Below are 16,967 nucleotides of genomic sequence, written 5' to 3'. Positions count from 1 at the left end.
GTCGGTTGGACCTATCGATATGTAATAGCAAGATACGTACCACGAATGCGCGGATGCGGAATTCGAGCCAACCCCGCGTCGTTGCTGAGCCGAGCTATCCGCAGCGCCCACTGCGATCCAGTGGGCTCACCGAAATTACAAACTTATGGTTGTAGAAGTTACCGATTCAACATCGGCGCTTCCGGAGCGCTGGGTGCGCGCCCCTCGACCTGCGCTGCCATGCGGTGCAGCCACAGCTCGAGATTCGTATAGCCGCTCGCAGTGACCTCGTTCGGATTTGCCGGCAACGACAGTGCCCGACGGTTCACGGCCAGACTCGGGTAACCGCCACCATTGCGCTCGCAGCGCGCAGTGCCGTTCGCAGCGACACAATTGATGATTCGGCCAGTGCCGGCACGCGTCTGAGAAATAATGCGTGCATCGACAGCATCGCGATCGGCCGGACGAGCGCCTGAATACTTCAGCACGTGCTCACGCACGACGTTCTGCGAAGTCGGCAGCGTCGTCATGCTGGCCGGCCAGGCGAGCGGCGAGCTGGATTTGAAGTTCGCCAGCGTCAGCGTGCCGTAAATGGATCCGGCCAGTGACCAGGCATCCGAGGTAGCGCCCGCACCGGTGTTATCGGACAGGAACACTTTGGCGCCCGGCCGGAGCGTGGTCGAATCGGCGCGCAGACCGATCGGAGCGTAGCTGCCGGTCGTATCCGGCCCGCGAACGAACGCGTTGCCGACGACCGAGTTCTGCGTGACCAGACCGCGGCTTTGCAGATCGATGGCGGTGTTACCCCAGTTGTAAACCAGGTTGTTCACGATCGCCACACGCCCGGCGGCAGTCATCGGATTACGCGACTGCATGTTCGCAAACAGGTTGCCCGCCAGCGTGGCATTGCCATCGACCGGTCCGATCAGCACGCCGAAGCCGTGCTTGCCCTCGGGGTGAATCGAGTCGTGCAGCGGCTCGGCAAAAATGTTGTTGAGCAGGCTGATGTTGTTCCAGTACTGCCAGGCGCTGGCGATCTCATCCACCGACCAGGTGAAGGTGCAGTGATCGATCACCACGTTGCTGATCGGCGCGGTCGAGGGGGCTTCGATCTTCAATGCGTCGCGATTGGTCGGCGGCTCGCCGCTGGCGGAATCGCCCGGGCGCACGCGAATGTGCTGGATCAGCACATCGGAAGTCTTGACCAGCACCCCCGCGCCACGCAGGGTGATGCCCGGCGACGGCGCCGTCTGACCGGCAACGGTGATATAGCGATTACGGAAAGTGAGATCGTCCGGCAAGGTAATCGTGCCGGAGACCTCGAACACGCAGACGCGCGGGCCGCTGGCGTCGACGCAGGCCTTCAGCGAACCTGAGCCGTCGGCGTTCGTGTTGGTCACACGAATGACCTTCCCGCCGCGACCGGCGGGCGTGGTGATGCCGTGACCGATGGCGCCAGGCAGCACCGGCACAGCATTGGCAAGCGGCGCCAAACCGCAGGCGAGCGCCACGGCGGCGGCGAGTCGGCGAATCAGTGGCTTCATGACGGGATTCTTCGCAGTCATTAACGTCGTTACTCCATTAAGAGTTTCAGCGGCCGTGCCCGGGTCAACCCCGCCTGCCACCAAGCATTTCTTGCACATGAAAAGGACGAGCCGCTTTGCAACTCGGGAGAAAAGTTACAAGGCCCGTTGCAACCATTACATCGGCAAACCCCTGAAGCCCGGCCCAGTTGTCTTGGGCTACCGTAGGCCGATTCCCTGCGGCGGATCGCCGACAGTAGCCGCCCTCGCAAGCGGGCCTTACGCCACATCCGCAACGGGCGCCGCGGTCTGCCCAAAAATTCCCTGCGGGCCGGGCACTGAAAGTGCATTGGAAGCGTTGGGCTTGAACACCTCGAGTAGACGGCGAATGCAACGTACAACAGCGGCCCTGGCAGAACGGGAATATGACTTGCTGATCATCGGTGGCGGCGCCTTCGGTGCTGCCGCCGCGCGCGATGCCGCCTTGCGCGGACTTCGAACCGTGCTGTTGGAGCGCAATGATTTCGGCGCCGGCGCCTCGGCCGAATGTTTCAAGATGGTCCACGGCGGGATTCGCTACTTGCAGCACGCAGACATTCCTCGCCTGCGAGCTTCGTGCCGGGAGAGATCGGCGCTGTTGCGAATCGCTCCGCATCTGGTGAGCCCCCTGCCCATCGCCATTCCCACTTATGGGCACGGTCGCAGCGGCAAGGCTTTTCTGGGAACCGGAGCCCGCGTATACGACGCGCTCACGTTCGACCGCAATCGCGAGATTCGCGATCCCACGCGTATGATCGGCAATACCCGGCTGATGTCGCGCAATGAGATCTTGCAGATGTTTCCTCATTTGCAAACGCCGGAGCTGAGCGGGGCGGTCGTGTTCGAAGACGGCCAGATGTATAACGCGGCGCGGCTGGTGCTCGCCTTCGTCAAAGGCGCGCACGCGGCAGGCGCGGATGTTTGCAATTACGCCGAGGCCACTCGCTTTCTGTGGTCTGGCAACACTGTGCGGGGCGTCAGGGTTCGCGACCAGCTCACCGGCGATGAGTTCGACGTGCGCGCCCGCCTGACGTTGAACGCTGCAGGCCCCTGGGCCGACTACCTGCAAAACGATGCCGAGCATTTCGGCGCGCCGCGGCGGCTGCCGTTTTCCCGCGATGCTTATTTCATCGTGAAGCGCGCCCCCACATCCTCGCACGGTATCGCTATCCAAGGCTTGAGCCGCGACAAGGACGCGTTGCTCGGCCGTCAGACCCGTCATCTGTTCGCCGCGCCCTGGCGCGACAAGACTCTGATCGGCGTCTGGCACAAGTTATTTCCCGAGTCTCCGGATCTCGCCTGCGTACAGCCGGAAGAGATCGAGGAATGGATGGCGGAGATCAACTCGGTGTATCCGACGCTGCAATTGAGGCCTGACGAAGTGAGCTTCGCGCATTGTGGGCTGGTACCTTTCGGCGAAACCGCGACGGCCACCGAGCTGAGCTTCGGCAAGGAGTCGCGACTGGTCGATCACCGCCATACTCATAAAGTCCAAGGGCTCGTGAGCCTGGTCGGCATCCGCTTCACGATGGCTCGAGTCGATGCGGCGCGGGCGCTGGATCTGCTGTTGAAACAAGCGGAACACGCGCCCCCTGCCCCGGCCAGCGATCGGATTCCGCTGCCGGGCGGTGAGATCGAAAATTTCGCCCGCTTCGAAAGCGATGCCTGTGGCTCATTGCCGCCGGGCGTCGCCATGGAGAGCATGCAAGGGCTGGTGCGCAATCACGGCACGCAGTATCGCGCTGTGCTCGACGAAGGCAGCAGCGCCGCGGTCGTGAACATCCCTGGCGCCAGCACGCTCACCGCCGAAGTCCGTTACGCGGTGAGCCATGAAATGGCCGTGCACCTGGACGACGTCGTTATGCGCCGTACAGATCTTGGCGCCGGCTCGCACCCAGGCCCGGCAGCATTGCACGCCACCGCGGCTGAGATGGGCCGGCTGTTGTCGTGGTCAGCCGAGCGTTTGCATCGGGAGATCGCCACGACGGAACACACTCTGCAACGGCATTTAGCGCACGATTCCAGCTCGACGGCTGCATCAGATCCAACGGCGCCTCGAGCGACTGGCGACGCCAGTGCGGCATCACCGAGTCGTGGCGCGATGCTTGCAGAAACCACGGTAAGAGCGACTGCATGACTTCATTCCCGACTTCATCTCCCCAGAAACTGCTCGTAACAGGAGCCACGGGTTTCATCGGCTCGCGACTCGCGTTACGCGCCCATCAACTCGGCCTCGATGTCCTGGCCACTGGCCGTGCCGAGCTACATATAGAGAGCGAGCGGCTGCTCGAGTTGCGTGCCGCCGGCGTCCGCGTCGAAGCCGGTGTGCTGCAGGACCGGGCATTGGTCGATCGGCTGCTGCAAGGGCGCGATACAGTGATTCACCTGGCCGCCGCTCAACACGAGGCGGAGATGCCCGAGAGCTATTTTCGCGCCGTCAACGTGGATGCCGTGCAGACGTTGTTGGGCGCTTGTCGCGCCCATGGCGTCCGCCGCTTCGTCTATGGCAGCACCATAGGCGTTTACGGCGAGGCAAGCGAATCGTTGCTGGACGAAGACAGTCCGTTGCGTCCGGCGAATGTCTACTCGATCACCAAAGCCGAGGCCGAAGGCATCGTGCAATCGTTTGGCGAGCATTTCGAAACCTGCATCGTCCGCATCGCCGAGACCTACGGCCCCGGCGATCGACGGCTGCTCAAGCTGTTCCGAAGCATCGCGCGCGGTCACTTCGTCATGATCGGCAGCGGCAACAACCGGCGGCAGTGCATTCACGTCGACGATCTGACGCGCGGCCTGCTGTTGGCCGCGAGGGATGCGAAAGCGGTCGGCGAGAAGTTCGTGTTCGCTGGCAAAGAAATCATGACCACGCACGAGATGGTGCGACAGATCGCCGGCGTGCTGGAGCGCAAGCCGCCGCGGCTCAAAGTGCCGATGTGGCCGTTCGTCGCCGCGGCTGGCGTGATGGAGACCACGTTGCCGCCACTGCACATTGCGCCACCGCTGCACAGTCGACGACTGGATTTCTTTCGCAAGTCTTTCGTATTTTCCACGACCCGGGCACAGTCATTGCTTGGTTTCCAACCGGCAATCGATTTCCGCACTGGAGCGGCCGACACCGTCAACTGGTACCGGGCGCGTGGCTTGTTGCCGCGCCCCGCCGTCACGGAGGTCGCCGATAGACAATCGGCTTGAGCACTATGTCAGCGAACTTTCACTCATTGCATTCGCGTCGTCTGCGCCACCGGCGAGCTTTTCAGCGGCCACCGGGCGCCGATGGCGACACGACCGCCGACGTGCACGAAGAATTTACGGCGGATCTGGAGCCTGCCACCGCTGACATCGTTCGCGACGATGCGCAGGCCCCGATCGTGGCGACCCCAGCGCCGACAGTCGCGCCCAAAGTCGAAGATCCCGCGCCCCTCCCAAAGGGGCGTCGAGAGCCATTTGTGTCGGCGCCACCGGCTTCGAGCCCGATTACCGTCGACGTGCCGGTGCGAGCCATGGCTCCGAGACCGATCACCGTCGACGTGCCGGTGCGAGCCACGGCCCCGGTCGTCCAGAGCAAACCCTCGCCCCGCCCCGCCGATGTGACGGACGATGTGTTTCAGCAGACTGCGAAGACAGCGGTAACCGCCGCGCCTCGCAAGATCGAGGCGCCGAAAGCGAGCGAGCCACGGCGGCCGGCGCTGGCCCCGGGCAAGGTGCTCTGCGATCGCTACCTGCTCGAGCAAGTCATCGGCTGCGGCGGCACCGCCATCGTCTTCCGTGCGCGCGACATGCTGTCCGGCAAAGGCACGGCGCCCAACGTGCAAGTCGCGGTCAAAACGCCGCGCCCCGAGCTCGGCGATCCGGAGCGCGCGGCAAAGCGCCTCAAACATGAGTTCGAGCACGCCAGGCTGCTGTCTCATCCGAGCATCGTGCGCGTGTTCGATTTACACGAGGACGAAGGCCATTGCTTCATGACCATGGAATTGGTCCAGGGCAAGCTGCTCTCGGAGCTGCTGCGCGATTGGACCATGGTGCCCGTGTCGCTTGCCTACAAGATCCTGCGCAAGTCCGCCGCAGCCCTCAGTTATGCACACAGCCAGAACGTCGTGCATGGCGACTTCAAGCCCGGCAACGTTTTCATCACGCCGGAGGAAGGCGTGCGCATCGTGGACTTCGGCACCGCCGCCGGCCCGACCGCCAACGACTCGCGTATTCCGGCGGGCACGCCGACTTATGCGAGCCCCGAGGTGCTCGGCGGCAGCACGCCCGATCGACGCGATGACGTGTTCAGTTTTGCTTGCGTGGCGTACGAGCTCCTTACCGGCCAGCACCCGTTCGGGCGGCAGTCTTCGTTGCAGGCTCGTGAAGAAGGCAAGATTCCTCCGCGCGCATGGAACCTCTCGACCTCGCAATGGCTCTCATTGCTCTCAGCTCTGTCTTGGAAGCGCGAAGCGCGCCCCACCAGCGTGGAGGATCTGCTGACGCGATTGAATCCGGAGCAGCCGGTCGATTCTGCACCGATGCCCGTCCACGCCGATCCAGAGGAACTCGTGCCCGCCGATTTACCCGCCGATTTGATGCCAAAGCAACGCAGTTGGGGTTTCTTCGCCTTCGTCGCTTGCGCGTTGCTGGTCACGTACTTCGCGTTCCAGCGCCACAACGGAACCGACGACAAGCCGGCGCCGTCACTCCTGCCCGCGACGACGTCGTTACCGGCTGCGCCACTTCCAGACGTGGCCAAGCAGCCTGAGGTCGAAGCAGCGACATCCGCTCCGGCTGCGGCCGCCGAGTCAAAGGATGAGACTGCTGCAACGACCGCCGCCGCTCCGAGCGTCGCAGCTCCCGCTGTCGCCAACAAACCGAGGCCGGCAGCGGCGCCGATGAGCGAGATCTCATTCGAATCCTCGAGCGTCGTTACCAGCGAGAGCTCGGTGGCGGCCGTCTTCCTGATCAAACGCTCGCAACCTTTGTCAGGTCGCGTGAGTGTCAGCTGGAAAACGATCAGCGGCACGGCGGATGCGGGCATCGATTTCGCCTCGGATGCAACGGGCACCGTGTCGTTCGCGGACGGCCAGGCGCAACGCGCGATCTATGTGCCGTTACGCAACGATCTGCGCAAGGAAGACGACGAATCGTTCTACGTGGAGCTGGTTTCGCCCAAGTCGGCCCGCATCGGCAAGACCGACCGCGCCGAAGCGATCATTCGCGACGACGATTGATTGTCCGCTCAGCTGCGGATCGCGACCGCAGCGACTTTCTTGCTCAGCACGCTCACCTTCTTGCCGTACATCCGGAACAGAATCTTCATGCCGAGCTCCAGCACGCCGGTCACGGCCAGCCCGACATAGTTCAACGGATTCTTCCAGAACACATACAGCTTCAGCGCGAACGGCTTGATGTCCTTGAAGCCGCCGAGCTGCAACAGCTGGCCCAGGCTGTATTCCGTGACGATGTAAAAATGGTCAATGTTGTGCGCAAGGTTTTCAGCGCCGACGAACGGATTGGCGCCGTTCATCGCATAGACGATCGTGCGACCACCCGGCCGCAGGGCGGCGTGACACAACTGCAGGAATTCGATCGTCTCCTCGTGAGTCAGATGATTCAGCTCCTGCTCCGGAATGATTACGTCGAACTCGCCGCGGCACTTCTCGAGATAGGGAAAGGCTTCCGCCGCTTCGCACGGCAGGTTGCGACGGCGCGCATGCTCGACCTTGGCCGGGTCGGAATCGATGCCGATCACGTTCTGGTAGCCCGATTGCGCTAACACATTGACTAGATAGCCCGGCCCGCAGCTCACAACCAGAATTTTTGCGGACTTGTCCGCCGGCAGGTGCGGCAGGTAATTGGCGCGGTAATAGGCCGCGAACGAGCTGTAACCGGCTTCGATATTGGCAGGCGCCTGCCAGTAGGAGTCGAATGGCTCCAGGCGCGCCGCCATGACACGACGTTGCGACACCGCGCGTTCGGTAACGATGGGCTGAGCACTCATGATCCGAGATCCCCAGAAAATTCTGACCGTGAGGTCATTCGGCTAAATACGGCGCCCACGCGATTAGTTCCGCGCGAATTGACGGAATTGCACGCTGCGACAGCGGCATGGAACTTGCTCCTCTGTTCGAACCATGCGCATCCTTTTTTGCAATTACGAATATCCGCCGCTGGGCGGCGGCGGCGGAGTGGTCATGGCCGCGCTCGCGCGGCAGCTCGCCCGTCGTCACGAAGTGACAGTACTCACTTCGCGCGCTGGAGGACTACTCTCCGACGATCGCGACGGCGGCGTACGCGTGTTGCGAGTTCCCGTGTTCTTTCGTCGCGAGCTGGCAGTGGCGAATTTCCCGTCCATGGCTGCTTATCTGCCGACGGGATTTCTCCGCGGCCTGCGCTTCAACAGGAATGACTTCGACGTGATCAATACCCACTTCGTCGTTCCGACCGGTCCGCTCGGCCATGCCCTGGCGCGCTGGCACGACGTGCCCAATGTTTTGTCCGTGCACGGTGGCGACTTGTTCGATCCCAGCAAGGGCAGTTCGCCACACCTGCACGCGCCGCTACGAGCTGCCGTGCGTTGGATGCTGCGCGCCGCTGACGATGTGGTCGGTCAATCGCGCGACACCGTGCGTCACGTGACCGAGCTCTATGGCGTACGCCGGCCGGTCGAGCTGATTCCGCTCGGGATCGATCGGCCGCCCTCGGTGAGCGCCGCCTCACGCCAAGACCTCGGCCTGCCGCCCGACGCCTTTGTAATGATCACCATCGGTCGGCTCGTGGCGCGCAAAGCGACGGTACAGCTGATCGATAATTTCGCCGCCAGCGATATTGCCAATGCGCACCTCGTCATCGTCGGCGACGGCCCGGATGCGCCGGCTGTCGAACAGCGCGCGACCGAACTGGGCGTGCGCAATCGAGTGCACATGCTCGGGCAAGTGTCGGATGCGGAGAAATATGCCGCGCTGTCGGTCGCCGATGCGTTCGTGACGGCAAGTCAGCACGAGGGCTTCGGCCTGGTGTTCCTGGAGGCAATGGCTTTCGGATTGCCCGTGCTCTGTTACGACCGCGGCGGGCAGACAGATTTCCTGGTGACCGGCGAGACCGGTCACGTGGTAAAGCTCAACGATCAGGAAGCGTTCGTACGCGCGCTCATCGAGCTGCACCGGGATCATGAAGCGCGTGAGCGCCAGGGCCGCCACAACAGGCAACTGGTCGAGAACTATTTCATCGATACCTGCGCTGCCCGGTATGAGTCCATCTTCGAGGCTGCCATCGAACGTCGCGCCGGAACGCCGAAGGGCCTCACGTCGCCGTCTTCCTAATTCGTAGACCCACTTCCAGAACATGTGTGGCATAGCCGGCATCATCAGTCCCGACCCGCAACGCGAGCAGCCGCTCAAGCGAATGCTCGGCGCGCTCGAGCATCGGGGGCCGGATGGCGAAGGAATTCATCACGACGCGTATGTGACGCTGGGGCATCGCCGGCTGTCCATCATCGATCTGGCCGGCGGGCGGCAACCTTTGTACAACGAGGACCGCTCGCTGGTCCTCGTTTGCAATGGCGAGATCTACAACTATCGCGAGCTGCGTGCCCGCCTCGAACAGGACGGCCATCGCTTTCTTACGAACAGCGACTGCGAAGTCATTCTCGGCCTGTATGAACGTCACGGCGACCAACTGCTCGATCACCTGCGCGGCATGTTCTCGTTCGCCTTGTGGGATACCAAACGCAAACGCCTGCTGGCTGCCCGCGATCACCTGGGACAGAAGCCGCTGTTCTATTGCGCCGGCGAGCAAGGCTTCGCGTTCGCGTCCGAGATCAAGGCACTGCGGGCACTGGACCGGCGCCGTCAGCGGATGAATCTGGCCGCGCTCGATCAATATCTGGCGCTGCGCCTCATCGATGCGCCGCTGACCATGTATCAGGGCATTCACAAGCTGCCGCCGGGTCACCTGCTCACGATCCAACCAGGGGGCGCCCCACAGATCCGCCGCTACTGGCGCCTCCAGCAGAGTCCGAAGCTCGCGGGCAACGAAGAGCATCTGCTCGATGAGTTGCAAGCCAAACTGCAGGAGACCCTTCGACTGCACATGGAGAGCGATGTGCCGGTCGGCGCGTTCCTGAGCGGCGGCATGGATTCGAGCTTGCTGGTGGCAATGTTGTCGCGCGATCTGAAGGTAACGAAGCTGCCGACCTTCACTATGGGCCTGCGCTATCAGCGCTTCGATGAAGCGCCCGCTGCCCGCGCCGTGGCGAATCTGTTCGCCACCGAACATCACGAAGAGCGCGTGCTACCCGAGATCGCCGCGCATCTGCCGGATCTGGTGTGGGCACTCGATGAGCCCTCGGATCCGCTGTCACTGTGTACGTGGCTGCTCGCGAAGTTCACCCGACAGCACGTGAAGGTCGTCATCGGCGGCGATGGCGGCGATGAGTTGTTCGGCGGCTACGATCGCTATTACGGCAACCTCTACGCCGCCCGCTACGGCCGCTTGCCGGAAGGCCTGCGTCGCAAGGTGCTGGCGCCCGCGATGGCGATGATCCCGGAGGCCGGTTGGTACAAGAGCCTGGGCCATCAGCTGCGCTGGCTGCACCATCTTTCGTTTCATTCCGGCAGTGCGCGCTACGCGGCAAGCCTCAACTATTTCTATTTCGATCCGGAGCGGCGGCGTCAGCTGTATGCACGCGATGTCCAGCACCGCTGGTCGGAGCTGGATGCGGAAGCCGCCATCCGCCGCCCGTACGAAGAGTCCGAAGGCGGCGAGCTGGATCGCATGCTCTACGCCGACAGCCTGGTGCGGCTGCCCAATCATCCGGTGATGATCACCGACCGGATCTGCATGGCGCACGGGCTGGAGGCGCGCAGCCCGTTCATGGATCACGAGCTGGCGAGCTTCGCGGCACGACTGCCAGCGTCCATGAAAGTGCGCGGCGGCACTTTGCGTTATATCCAACGCAAACTCGCAGCGCGCTACCTGCCTCCAGAGATTCTGGATCGTCCCAAGCAGGGGTTCTCCTCCGCCCTGCCCTATCTGCTGCAAACCGAATACACGCGTCTGTACCAGTCCTGCCTGAGGCAATCGCAGCTGGTACAGGACCGCGTGCTCGATCGTCAGGCTATTGCGCAACTCGTCGACGAACATCTCGCCAAGCGCGCGGATCACGGCAACCGGCTGTGGCTGCTGATCAACGCGGAAGTCTGGTATCGCATGTCCATCCTGGGCCAGTCCAAGGAAGACTTGCGTCGCGAGCTGGCGGCCGACGAACACGGCGCGCGCCGCGCCAGCTGAGCCGCTCATAAGATGAAAACGTGGCTGCGGATCACTGTCACGCTGCTGTTGTGCGCGCTGCTGTTGATCTATGTGGTGGATGTAAGCTCGGTGCTCGCGACCTTGGGCAACTGCGATCCTTTGTGGGCCGGCATCGCGCTGCTGGCCTTTCTGCTGGATCGCGTGCTGATGAGCTACAAATGGGGCTTGCTGCTGGCGATACGGGGCTACAGCATCTCGCTTGCCCACAAGTTGATGGTCTACTGTAGCGCCATGATGTGGGGCCTGGCGCTGCCGAGCACGGTCGGCGCCGATGGCATTCGCGTCATGCTCGTGCGTCGTTTCGGTGTGCGCGTCGACGACACGCTGGCGACGATTCTCGTGGAGCGTGGCATCGGCTTCATCATCGCGCTGCTGACTGCCGTGGCCAGTTTGATCCTGCTGCGAGCGATGCTGCCGCATGACAGGGCCTACGACTATGCGCTCGCGCTCGGCGTGGCCGGCCTGCTCGGAGCAATCACCATCCTGGTGTTTTCATTCAGCGATCATGCGCTGAGCTCGGTGCTGCGGCTGGTGCCTGCCCGCTTCAGGGACAGCAAAGCGGTGCGCCTGCTCGAACGCCTGCACGAAGCCTACGTTTCGCTGGCGTCGGATCGACCCCGGATCGCTGCATTCTCGGCGCTGACGCTGGCCGAGCACATCCTCGTGATCATTTGTTACGGCTTGGTCGCGCGGGCGCTGGAAGTCCCGTTCAGTCCCGCATTCATATTCGCTGCCGTACCGCTGGCCATCCTGGTCTCGCGCTTGCCTGTTTCGCTGGATGGCATCGGTGTCTACGAAGGCATCTTCATCGCGATCATGGCCCTGGGAGGTGTGAAACCGGCGGACGCGCTCGCGGTTTCGCTGGCGGCACGCGCCTTGCAGATAGTTGTATGGTTCCCTTGGTGGTTGATGCTTGCGGCCCGCACGGGGGTGCGTCCGCCGGTCGAACCGGTGGCTGCAGTATCTGAATCTACGAACATCAGAACATCGACATGAATTCACCCAGCTCGGTATTGCCCGCCAAGCGTTCGCGGCGGGCGGAAAGTCCATTGCGCGCCGATTTGCGGCGTCGTTATGCAATGACCTCAGGCAGCACGTTGCAACGCCTGCTCAGCTGCATTCGCTCTCCCGGCGTGCACGCGGTGCTGGTGTTGCGGTTCGGGCAATGGAGCCGCAGTCGGCCCAAAGCGCTGCGCATCCTGCTCGATCCGCTCTACGTGATCCTGGATTTTTTCGTGCAAGCTTTGTGGGGGATCGAGATTCCGCGCACCGCTCAGATCGGGCCGGGTCTTTATATCGGCCATTACGGCGGCATCACCGTGTCGCCGATCGCGGTGATCGGCCGCGACTGCAACCTGTCTCAGGGGATCACGATCGGCGTCTCCGGCAGTGGAGCAAAACGCGGCGCGCCGACGATCGGCGACAATGTTTATATCGCGCCAGGCGCCCGCCTGTTCGGCAAGATCGCCATCGGCAACAACGTCAAGGTCGGCGCGAATGCCGTGATCCACAAGGATCTGCCGGACAACGCGATTGCCGTGCTGGACCCGGGCTTCAAGATCATTTCTTATGCGGGCAACCGGCCGACGAACGAAGACGAATCAGCGGGCGTATGAGTAATACGCCCCCTGGTCCTGCGACTCGGATCGATTCAACACCACGCCCAGCAAATTCATTTCCTGCAGCAGCGCCTTGGCGCTCTTGAGAGCGTCGCGACTGGTGTAGCCTTCGCCGACCACCATCAACATGCCATCGACCTGCGGCGAGAATGCCAGCACGTCGTCGGACGCCAGCACCGGCGGCATGTCGAATATCACGATCCGCCGTGGCATCTCCGCCTCGAGCCCCTGCACCAGCTCGTCCATGCGCGGCGAGGTGAGCAGCTCCGACGCGTTCGCGACCGTCTGGAAATTCGGCACGACGGCGAGACGATCCATGCCGGTGGGCGAGTAGACGATCTGCTCGAACGTCGCATCGCCGAGCAGAAAATCGGTCAGGCCGCGCTCGCCCAGGCTGTTGTTGAGTCCCAGGTAGCTGGCGACTTTGGGACGTTGCAGATCCAGATCGACCAGGAACACCCAGGTGTTCGAGTCCTGCGCCAGCGCCATGGCCAGATTGATCGAGGTCAATGTCTTGCCTTCACCGGGAGTCGCGCCGGTCACGGCGAACGAACGCCACTGATTGGCTTCGAGCCTGCGTAACAACCGGGTGCGCAGAATCTTGTAGGCACGCAGCGCGCCCGGATCGCTCATCCCGGAAATGATGTTGTTGTCGTCCAGCAGGGCGCGATCCAGCGTGACCGGCTGAAAGCGCCGTACATTCGCCGTCTCCGTGGCAGGAGGCGGCACGCGCCGCAGCCGGGGACGAGCGGCCCCCTGCTCGGGCGGCGGCGCAGAGCGTTGATAGCGTTCCGCGGTCTTGCGCACTGCCTCTTCGATAATGCTCATTTGCGTGCTCTCGTAACTTTCAGATGGACCCTGCTCGGGTCAGGCAACGAATCTAACAACGACCGCTAACGCGAGAATCGCGACGGCCGCGGCAGCTGTAGCAGCATACGCCGGCGCGCCTCGCTTGGGCTTCTTGGCGCCGGAATGTTTGATGACCGGCACCGAGGTCAGCGGCGTGACGCCCAGAATGTCTTGAATATCGCGCGCGCCACGCACCGTCGCATCCATCAACTGCGCCAGGATCACAGCAGTGAGCGAGGCAATCGCGCCCAGCACCAGCGCAATGATCATGATGGCGAGGCGTGCCGGCTTGGCCGGCTCTTCCGGAATCTTCGGCGAGCTCTTCACCTGAAACTTGTCGGCGGTGCCGCCGGCAATGGCGGCTTCGCTCACTTCGGCATCCATCTGGCGCTTCAGCAGCTCGTCGTACTTGGCGCGTGCGCTCGCGAGATCGCGGGTCACCGCCTGATATTCGCGCTCGACTTCCGGCGCCGCGACGATGCGTCCTTCCAGGCCGGTCAGCTTGGTGCGCAACTCCATCGCGCGGGCCTGCAACGCCGCCAGCTGCGTGTCCGTAGCATTCAACTGAGTTTGCAGCTGCATGGCCATTGGCGAGTCGACCGCCGTGCCGACATCGGCGGTCTCCCCTGAAGCGATGCGCGCTTCCAGTGCCTCGATATTGCGCTGGATGCGCTGGACATCCGGATGACTCTCGCTGTAGCGCTGACGAGCTTCGGCGAGGATGGAACGTTGTGTTTGCAGCTGCCCCTTCAGCGACAGACCGGCGCCCGAGCCGCCCGCTTTCAACTGATCGATCTGACGACGCAGCATGATCAGATCGGGATGGCTCTGATCGTATTGGACGCTCATGCGCGCATATTGATCCTCGAGCGCGCGCAGATTGCCCGCTTCCGGACTCACCGAACGGGCCTGCGCGAGTTGCGACACGAGGTACACTCGTTCACGACGCAGGGCCTGCATCTGCGACTCGACGTTCTGGATGTCGTTCTCGGTGCGATCCATCACATTGAGGTTCATTTCATTCAGCTCGGGCAACTTGCCGGCGTTCTTTTGTTTGAACGCCGCGAGCTTGCCTTCCAGCTGTGCGACATGCGTGCGCATGCGCTCCGCTTCGCCTGCAAAGAACTTCGCTCTGCCGCCCGCCTGGCGCTGACGATCGTTGCGATTCTCCGCGAGGAACGCATTGACCAGCCACTCCGCGCCTTCCTGTGCACGCTGCGGTTGTTTGTTGTCGTAGCCGACAGTGAAGGCCGTCACCACGTCGCGCTCGCGACCGGTGTTCGGATCGAGAATCGGCACGGTCACGATGTCGACTTTGATGTCGCTACGCAGATCTTTGAGCGCGCCTGCCGGATCGTCGGCCTGGTGGTCGTAGAGCTGATGCTCGGCCAGCAGCTTGGCGAGATTGCGATCGCTCAACACCACCGTGCTCAAGCTGCGCACGTACTGATCGGCGTACGGCGATTCCTCCGGATCCTGCGCGAGTGCGTTGGGATTTTGTTTGACGGCCTGCGCGCCCTCGATCTCGATCTGGCCCTCGGAGCGATACACGTCGGGCAAGGCTAGTGCGAGCGTCGCACCGACGGCGACGATGGGCAGCCCCACCGCCAGCAGCAGCTTGCGCCGTCTGCGCAGAATGCCGAGGTATTCGCTGAAACCGGCACTCTCCTGCTCATAGCCGGGATAAGGGGGCGGAGGCGTTTGCATTTGACTCGGGGTGGCTGACATACGCTGCTTTGGGCTAATAGGTGGCCGTGGCTTATTGGGCGCGTTTCGGTTCGTACACGATTCCAATCAGGAAGGCGCTGGCGTCGGCATCGGAAGGCTCGTCTTCGTACTCCTGCCACCGATAGTTGTAGCTGCCGATGAGCGACCACTGCCGCAGCCAGCGCCACTCGAAACCCAGCTCGCCAATGGCGTACTTGCGCGTGGGATAAGTGCCATCCTGAGTCTCTTCGTCCTGGGACAGGCGGGCGCCGGCGCGCAAGGCAAAGCGTTGCGATACGTCATGATCGACCCTCAGACGCAACTGATAACGCTCCACCACGGTTCCCGCCGCAACCGGCCCGACGCTGCGGGTCAGGTCCAGGAACAGCCGGTTACGCTGGGTCGACCACTGGCCGCCGGCGCCGGCGATGATGTTGGTGTCGCTCGCGCCGTCCTCCGGCTTGGTCTGCTGGGCGCCGAGCCGGATGTAGGCCCGCGAGTTCTCCGAGTACTGTGTATTCCATTCAAATTCGCCGCCAAAGGCGTCGGTCGTGGTCGTGGTGTCGTACTGGAAGCCCAAGGCACGTACGAACAAAGTCGAGCGCTGCGATGTCAGGAAGCCGAAGCCTGCGCCTGCGCCGAATTCGCTGAAATCCTGTTGCGCCCCAGGCAGCTGATTGTCGAAGTCGGCCTGCAGGTAGTGCGCATCCAGTTCCAGGCGATAGCGTTGCGAGAGGTCGTAGCCGAACGAAGGCGCGATCCGGAAGAAGTCGCGGCGATTGCGGGCCAGGAAGCGGCCCGAGTCGCCCTGGTCCGGCTCGCCCAAGCCGCCGCCGTCGCTGGTGTCCGGCAGTTCGCTGTCCACCACGTCTTCCTGCGAATACAGAAACGGCACGTTGATGCGCCGACGCGGTGTGATGTCGGAGAAGCCGGCATTGAGGTAGTAGTCGGTCGAGTCCTCGTCTCGTTCGTCCGGGAAGTACGTCGAGTTGATGCGCGGCGTGATCTCGAAGTTGGTGCGCGGATCGACCGTCCTGAAGGTCACACCCACCTCCGCTTCGCCGCCCGACACTTCCACTTCGCCGCCTGGCTGTTCGAGGTGATAGTTGTCGTTGTAACGATAGCCCGCCTGCACGCGAGGCGCGACTTCCCAGTTGGCCGCGCCGGCGCTGCAAGCAGCGAGCGCCAACGGCAGGCTGGCCCAGCAGCGGCCGATCGAACGATTACGGCACAACAACGATGTCTCCTGCGATGAGCTCGATGTTGGTTTCCAGACGCTTGCCGCGCACTACCTCGGGGTAGCGAAATGCCATCGCGGTTTGTTTCTCGCCCTGGCCACGCAGCACGATGATGTCGTTGGTGGCCGCGAATGGCGTCATGCCGCCGGCCATGCTCAACGCCTGCATGATGTTGACGCTCGGATTGACGATGAACTCGCCCGGCTTGTTCACCTGCCCGAGCACGAAGATCTTGTTGCCTTTGATCTCCTGCACGGACACGGTCACCACTGCGCCGGAGATGTATTTGGCGAGGCGATCCGCCACCAGCTTGTTGAGATCGCCGACGGTCTTGCCGCGCGCATCGATCTCACCTACCAGTGGAAATGAAAAAGCGCCATCCGGGCGCACCAGCACCTGACGCTGCAGGTCCGGCTCCTTCCACACCGAAATTTCCAGGGTGTCACCCGGCTTGACGATATATGACGCCTGCTGCGCGTGCGCGGCCTGCAGGCCCAGTACACACATCGCCAGCAGCGCCCAGATTCCTCGCATTCTCGCCATCGATTCTGCTCCTGTCGAACCTTGACCGTACGTTCGTTGGTTATTTGCCTGTTACGTTGGCCTGTCCTTTGCACGTCATGTGCCAACGAAACAGCGTGTCGCTTGTCAGCGGCACCGCGACGGGACACCAGGATTCGCCGCCGCGTTGTCACTATGACCAAGCAATGACGTGCGTGTGAGAA

Annotated in this window: 13 protein-coding genes; 7 read left to right on the top strand and 6 right to left on the bottom strand. The window is 62.8% G+C overall.

What is annotated here, in order from left to right:
• Positions 1 to 158: 158 nt before the first annotated feature.
• A complete protein-coding gene (locus EK373_RS14765) occupies positions 159 to 1,523 on the bottom strand; it encodes a pectate lyase family protein (protein WP_129644193.1) in 1,365 nt (454 codons plus the stop codon).
• Between the two features lie 367 nt (positions 1,524 to 1,890).
• Here EK373_RS14765 and EK373_RS14760 point away from each other — a divergent pair, with 367 nt between their 5' ends.
• The 3 genes from EK373_RS14760 to EK373_RS14750 are packed head-to-tail and all read left to right on the top strand — an operon-like array spanning position 1,891 to position 6,748.
• A complete protein-coding gene (locus EK373_RS14760) occupies positions 1,891 to 3,678 on the top strand; it encodes a glycerol-3-phosphate dehydrogenase/oxidase (RefSeq protein WP_198683355.1) in 1,788 nt (595 codons plus the stop codon).
• Positions 3,675 to 4,733: an NAD-dependent epimerase/dehydratase family protein gene (locus tag EK373_RS14755; protein WP_129644187.1), complete on the top strand. Its 1,059-nt coding sequence runs from the start codon at positions 3,675 to 3,677 to the stop codon at positions 4,731 to 4,733. The genes EK373_RS14760 and EK373_RS14755 overlap by 4 nt, the downstream gene beginning before the upstream one ends.
• 5 nt (positions 4,734 to 4,738) lie before the next feature.
• Positions 4,739 to 6,748: a protein kinase domain-containing protein gene (locus EK373_RS14750; protein WP_129644184.1), complete on the top strand. Its 2,010-nt coding sequence runs from the start codon at positions 4,739 to 4,741 to the stop codon at positions 6,746 to 6,748.
• Between the two features lie 8 nt (positions 6,749 to 6,756).
• Here the strand turns inward: EK373_RS14750 and EK373_RS14745 are convergent, their stop codons facing one another.
• Positions 6,757 to 7,518 carry a class I SAM-dependent methyltransferase gene (locus EK373_RS14745; RefSeq protein ID WP_129644181.1) on the bottom strand — a complete coding sequence of 254 codons (762 nt, stop codon included), beginning with the start codon at positions 7,516 to 7,518 and terminating at the stop codon, positions 6,757 to 6,759.
• A 133-nt stretch (positions 7,519 to 7,651) separates the two neighbouring features.
• On the opposite strand from EK373_RS14745, the gene EK373_RS14740 reads away from it, so the two are divergent.
• The 4 genes from EK373_RS14740 to EK373_RS14725 are packed head-to-tail and all read left to right on the top strand — an operon-like array spanning position 7,652 to position 12,445.
• Positions 7,652 to 8,839 (top strand): glycosyltransferase family 4 protein, encoded by a 1,188-nt coding sequence (locus EK373_RS14740; protein WP_129644178.1) that lies wholly within the window; start codon positions 7,652 to 7,654, stop codon positions 8,837 to 8,839.
• A gap of 22 nt (positions 8,840 to 8,861) precedes the next feature.
• Positions 8,862 to 10,808, top strand: a complete 1,947-nt coding sequence (gene asnB / locus EK373_RS14735; RefSeq protein ID WP_129644175.1) for an asparagine synthase (glutamine-hydrolyzing) — start codon at positions 8,862 to 8,864, stop codon at positions 10,806 to 10,808.
• Between the two features lie 12 nt (positions 10,809 to 10,820).
• Positions 10,821 to 11,825, top strand: a complete 1,005-nt coding sequence (locus EK373_RS14730) for a lysylphosphatidylglycerol synthase transmembrane domain-containing protein (RefSeq protein ID WP_129644172.1) — start codon at positions 10,821 to 10,823, stop codon at positions 11,823 to 11,825.
• Positions 11,822 to 12,445 carry a serine O-acetyltransferase gene (locus tag EK373_RS14725; RefSeq protein ID WP_129644169.1) on the top strand — a complete coding sequence of 208 codons (624 nt, stop codon included), beginning with the start codon at positions 11,822 to 11,824 and terminating at the stop codon, positions 12,443 to 12,445. The genes EK373_RS14730 and EK373_RS14725 overlap by 4 nt, the downstream gene beginning before the upstream one ends.
• Here the strand turns inward: EK373_RS14725 and EK373_RS14720 are convergent.
• From EK373_RS14720 to EK373_RS14705, 4 genes are read right to left on the bottom strand one after another with little or no spacing between them, the layout of a single operon-like run.
• Positions 12,431 to 13,276, bottom strand: coding sequence for a CpsD/CapB family tyrosine-protein kinase (locus EK373_RS14720; RefSeq protein WP_129644166.1), 846 nt, complete (start codon positions 13,274 to 13,276; stop codon positions 12,431 to 12,433). The genes EK373_RS14725 and EK373_RS14720 overlap by 15 nt on opposite strands.
• A 39-nt stretch (positions 13,277 to 13,315) precedes the next feature.
• Positions 13,316 to 15,004: a GumC family protein gene (locus EK373_RS14715; protein WP_198683354.1), complete on the bottom strand. Its 1,689-nt coding sequence runs from the start codon at positions 15,002 to 15,004 to the stop codon at positions 13,316 to 13,318.
• Positions 15,005 to 15,056: 52 nt separating this feature from the next.
• The gene (locus EK373_RS14710; RefSeq protein ID WP_129644160.1) at positions 15,057 to 16,241 is read right to left on the bottom strand and encodes a hypothetical protein; all 1,185 of its coding nucleotides are present in this window, start codon (positions 16,239 to 16,241) and stop codon (positions 15,057 to 15,059) included.
• Positions 16,228 to 16,785 (bottom strand): polysaccharide biosynthesis/export family protein, encoded by a 558-nt coding sequence (locus EK373_RS14705; protein WP_198683353.1) that lies wholly within the window; start codon positions 16,783 to 16,785, stop codon positions 16,228 to 16,230. Before EK373_RS14705 ends, EK373_RS14710 begins: the two co-directional genes overlap by 14 nt.
• Between the last annotated feature and the right edge of the window lie 182 nt (positions 16,786 to 16,967).

The organism is Peristeroidobacter agariperforans, assembly GCF_004138335.1.
Lineage (GTDB): Bacteria > Pseudomonadota > Gammaproteobacteria > Steroidobacterales > Steroidobacteraceae > Steroidobacter > Steroidobacter agariperforans.
Note: the sequence above shows the minus strand (reverse complement) of the source record. Positions and strands in the feature narration are given on the sequence as shown.

Excerpts from the sequence above, each read along its gene's own strand:
- EK373_RS14760 (WP_198683355.1), top strand. The coding sequence starts at position 1,891 with ATGCAACGTACAACAGCGGCCCTGGCAGAACGGGAATATGACTTGCTG.
- EK373_RS14765 (WP_129644193.1), bottom strand. The coding sequence starts at position 1,523 with ATGAAGCCACTGATTCGCCGACTCGCCGCCGCCGTGGCGCTCGCCTGC.
- EK373_RS14730 (WP_129644172.1), top strand. The coding sequence starts at position 10,821 with ATGAAAACGTGGCTGCGGATCACTGTCACGCTGCTGTTGTGCGCGCTG.
- EK373_RS14740 (WP_129644178.1), top strand. The coding sequence starts at position 7,652 with ATGCGCATCCTTTTTTGCAATTACGAATATCCGCCGCTGGGCGGCGGC.
- asnB (WP_129644175.1), top strand. The coding sequence starts at position 8,862 with ATGTGTGGCATAGCCGGCATCATCAGTCCCGACCCGCAACGCGAGCAG.
- EK373_RS14720 (WP_129644166.1), bottom strand. The coding sequence starts at position 13,276 with ATGAGCATTATCGAAGAGGCAGTGCGCAAGACCGCGGAACGCTATCAA.
- EK373_RS14755 (WP_129644187.1), top strand. The coding sequence starts at position 3,675 with ATGACTTCATTCCCGACTTCATCTCCCCAGAAACTGCTCGTAACAGGA.
- EK373_RS14750 (WP_129644184.1), top strand. The coding sequence starts at position 4,739 with ATGTCAGCGAACTTTCACTCATTGCATTCGCGTCGTCTGCGCCACCGG.
- EK373_RS14715 (WP_198683354.1), bottom strand. The coding sequence starts at position 15,004 with ATGCAAACGCCTCCGCCCCCTTATCCCGGCTATGAGCAGGAGAGTGCC.
- EK373_RS14745 (WP_129644181.1), bottom strand. The coding sequence starts at position 7,518 with ATGAGTGCTCAGCCCATCGTTACCGAACGCGCGGTGTCGCAACGTCGT.
- EK373_RS14725 (WP_129644169.1), top strand. The coding sequence starts at position 11,822 with ATGAATTCACCCAGCTCGGTATTGCCCGCCAAGCGTTCGCGGCGGGCG.
- EK373_RS14705 (WP_198683353.1), bottom strand. The coding sequence starts at position 16,785 with ATGGCGAGAATGCGAGGAATCTGGGCGCTGCTGGCGATGTGTGTACTG.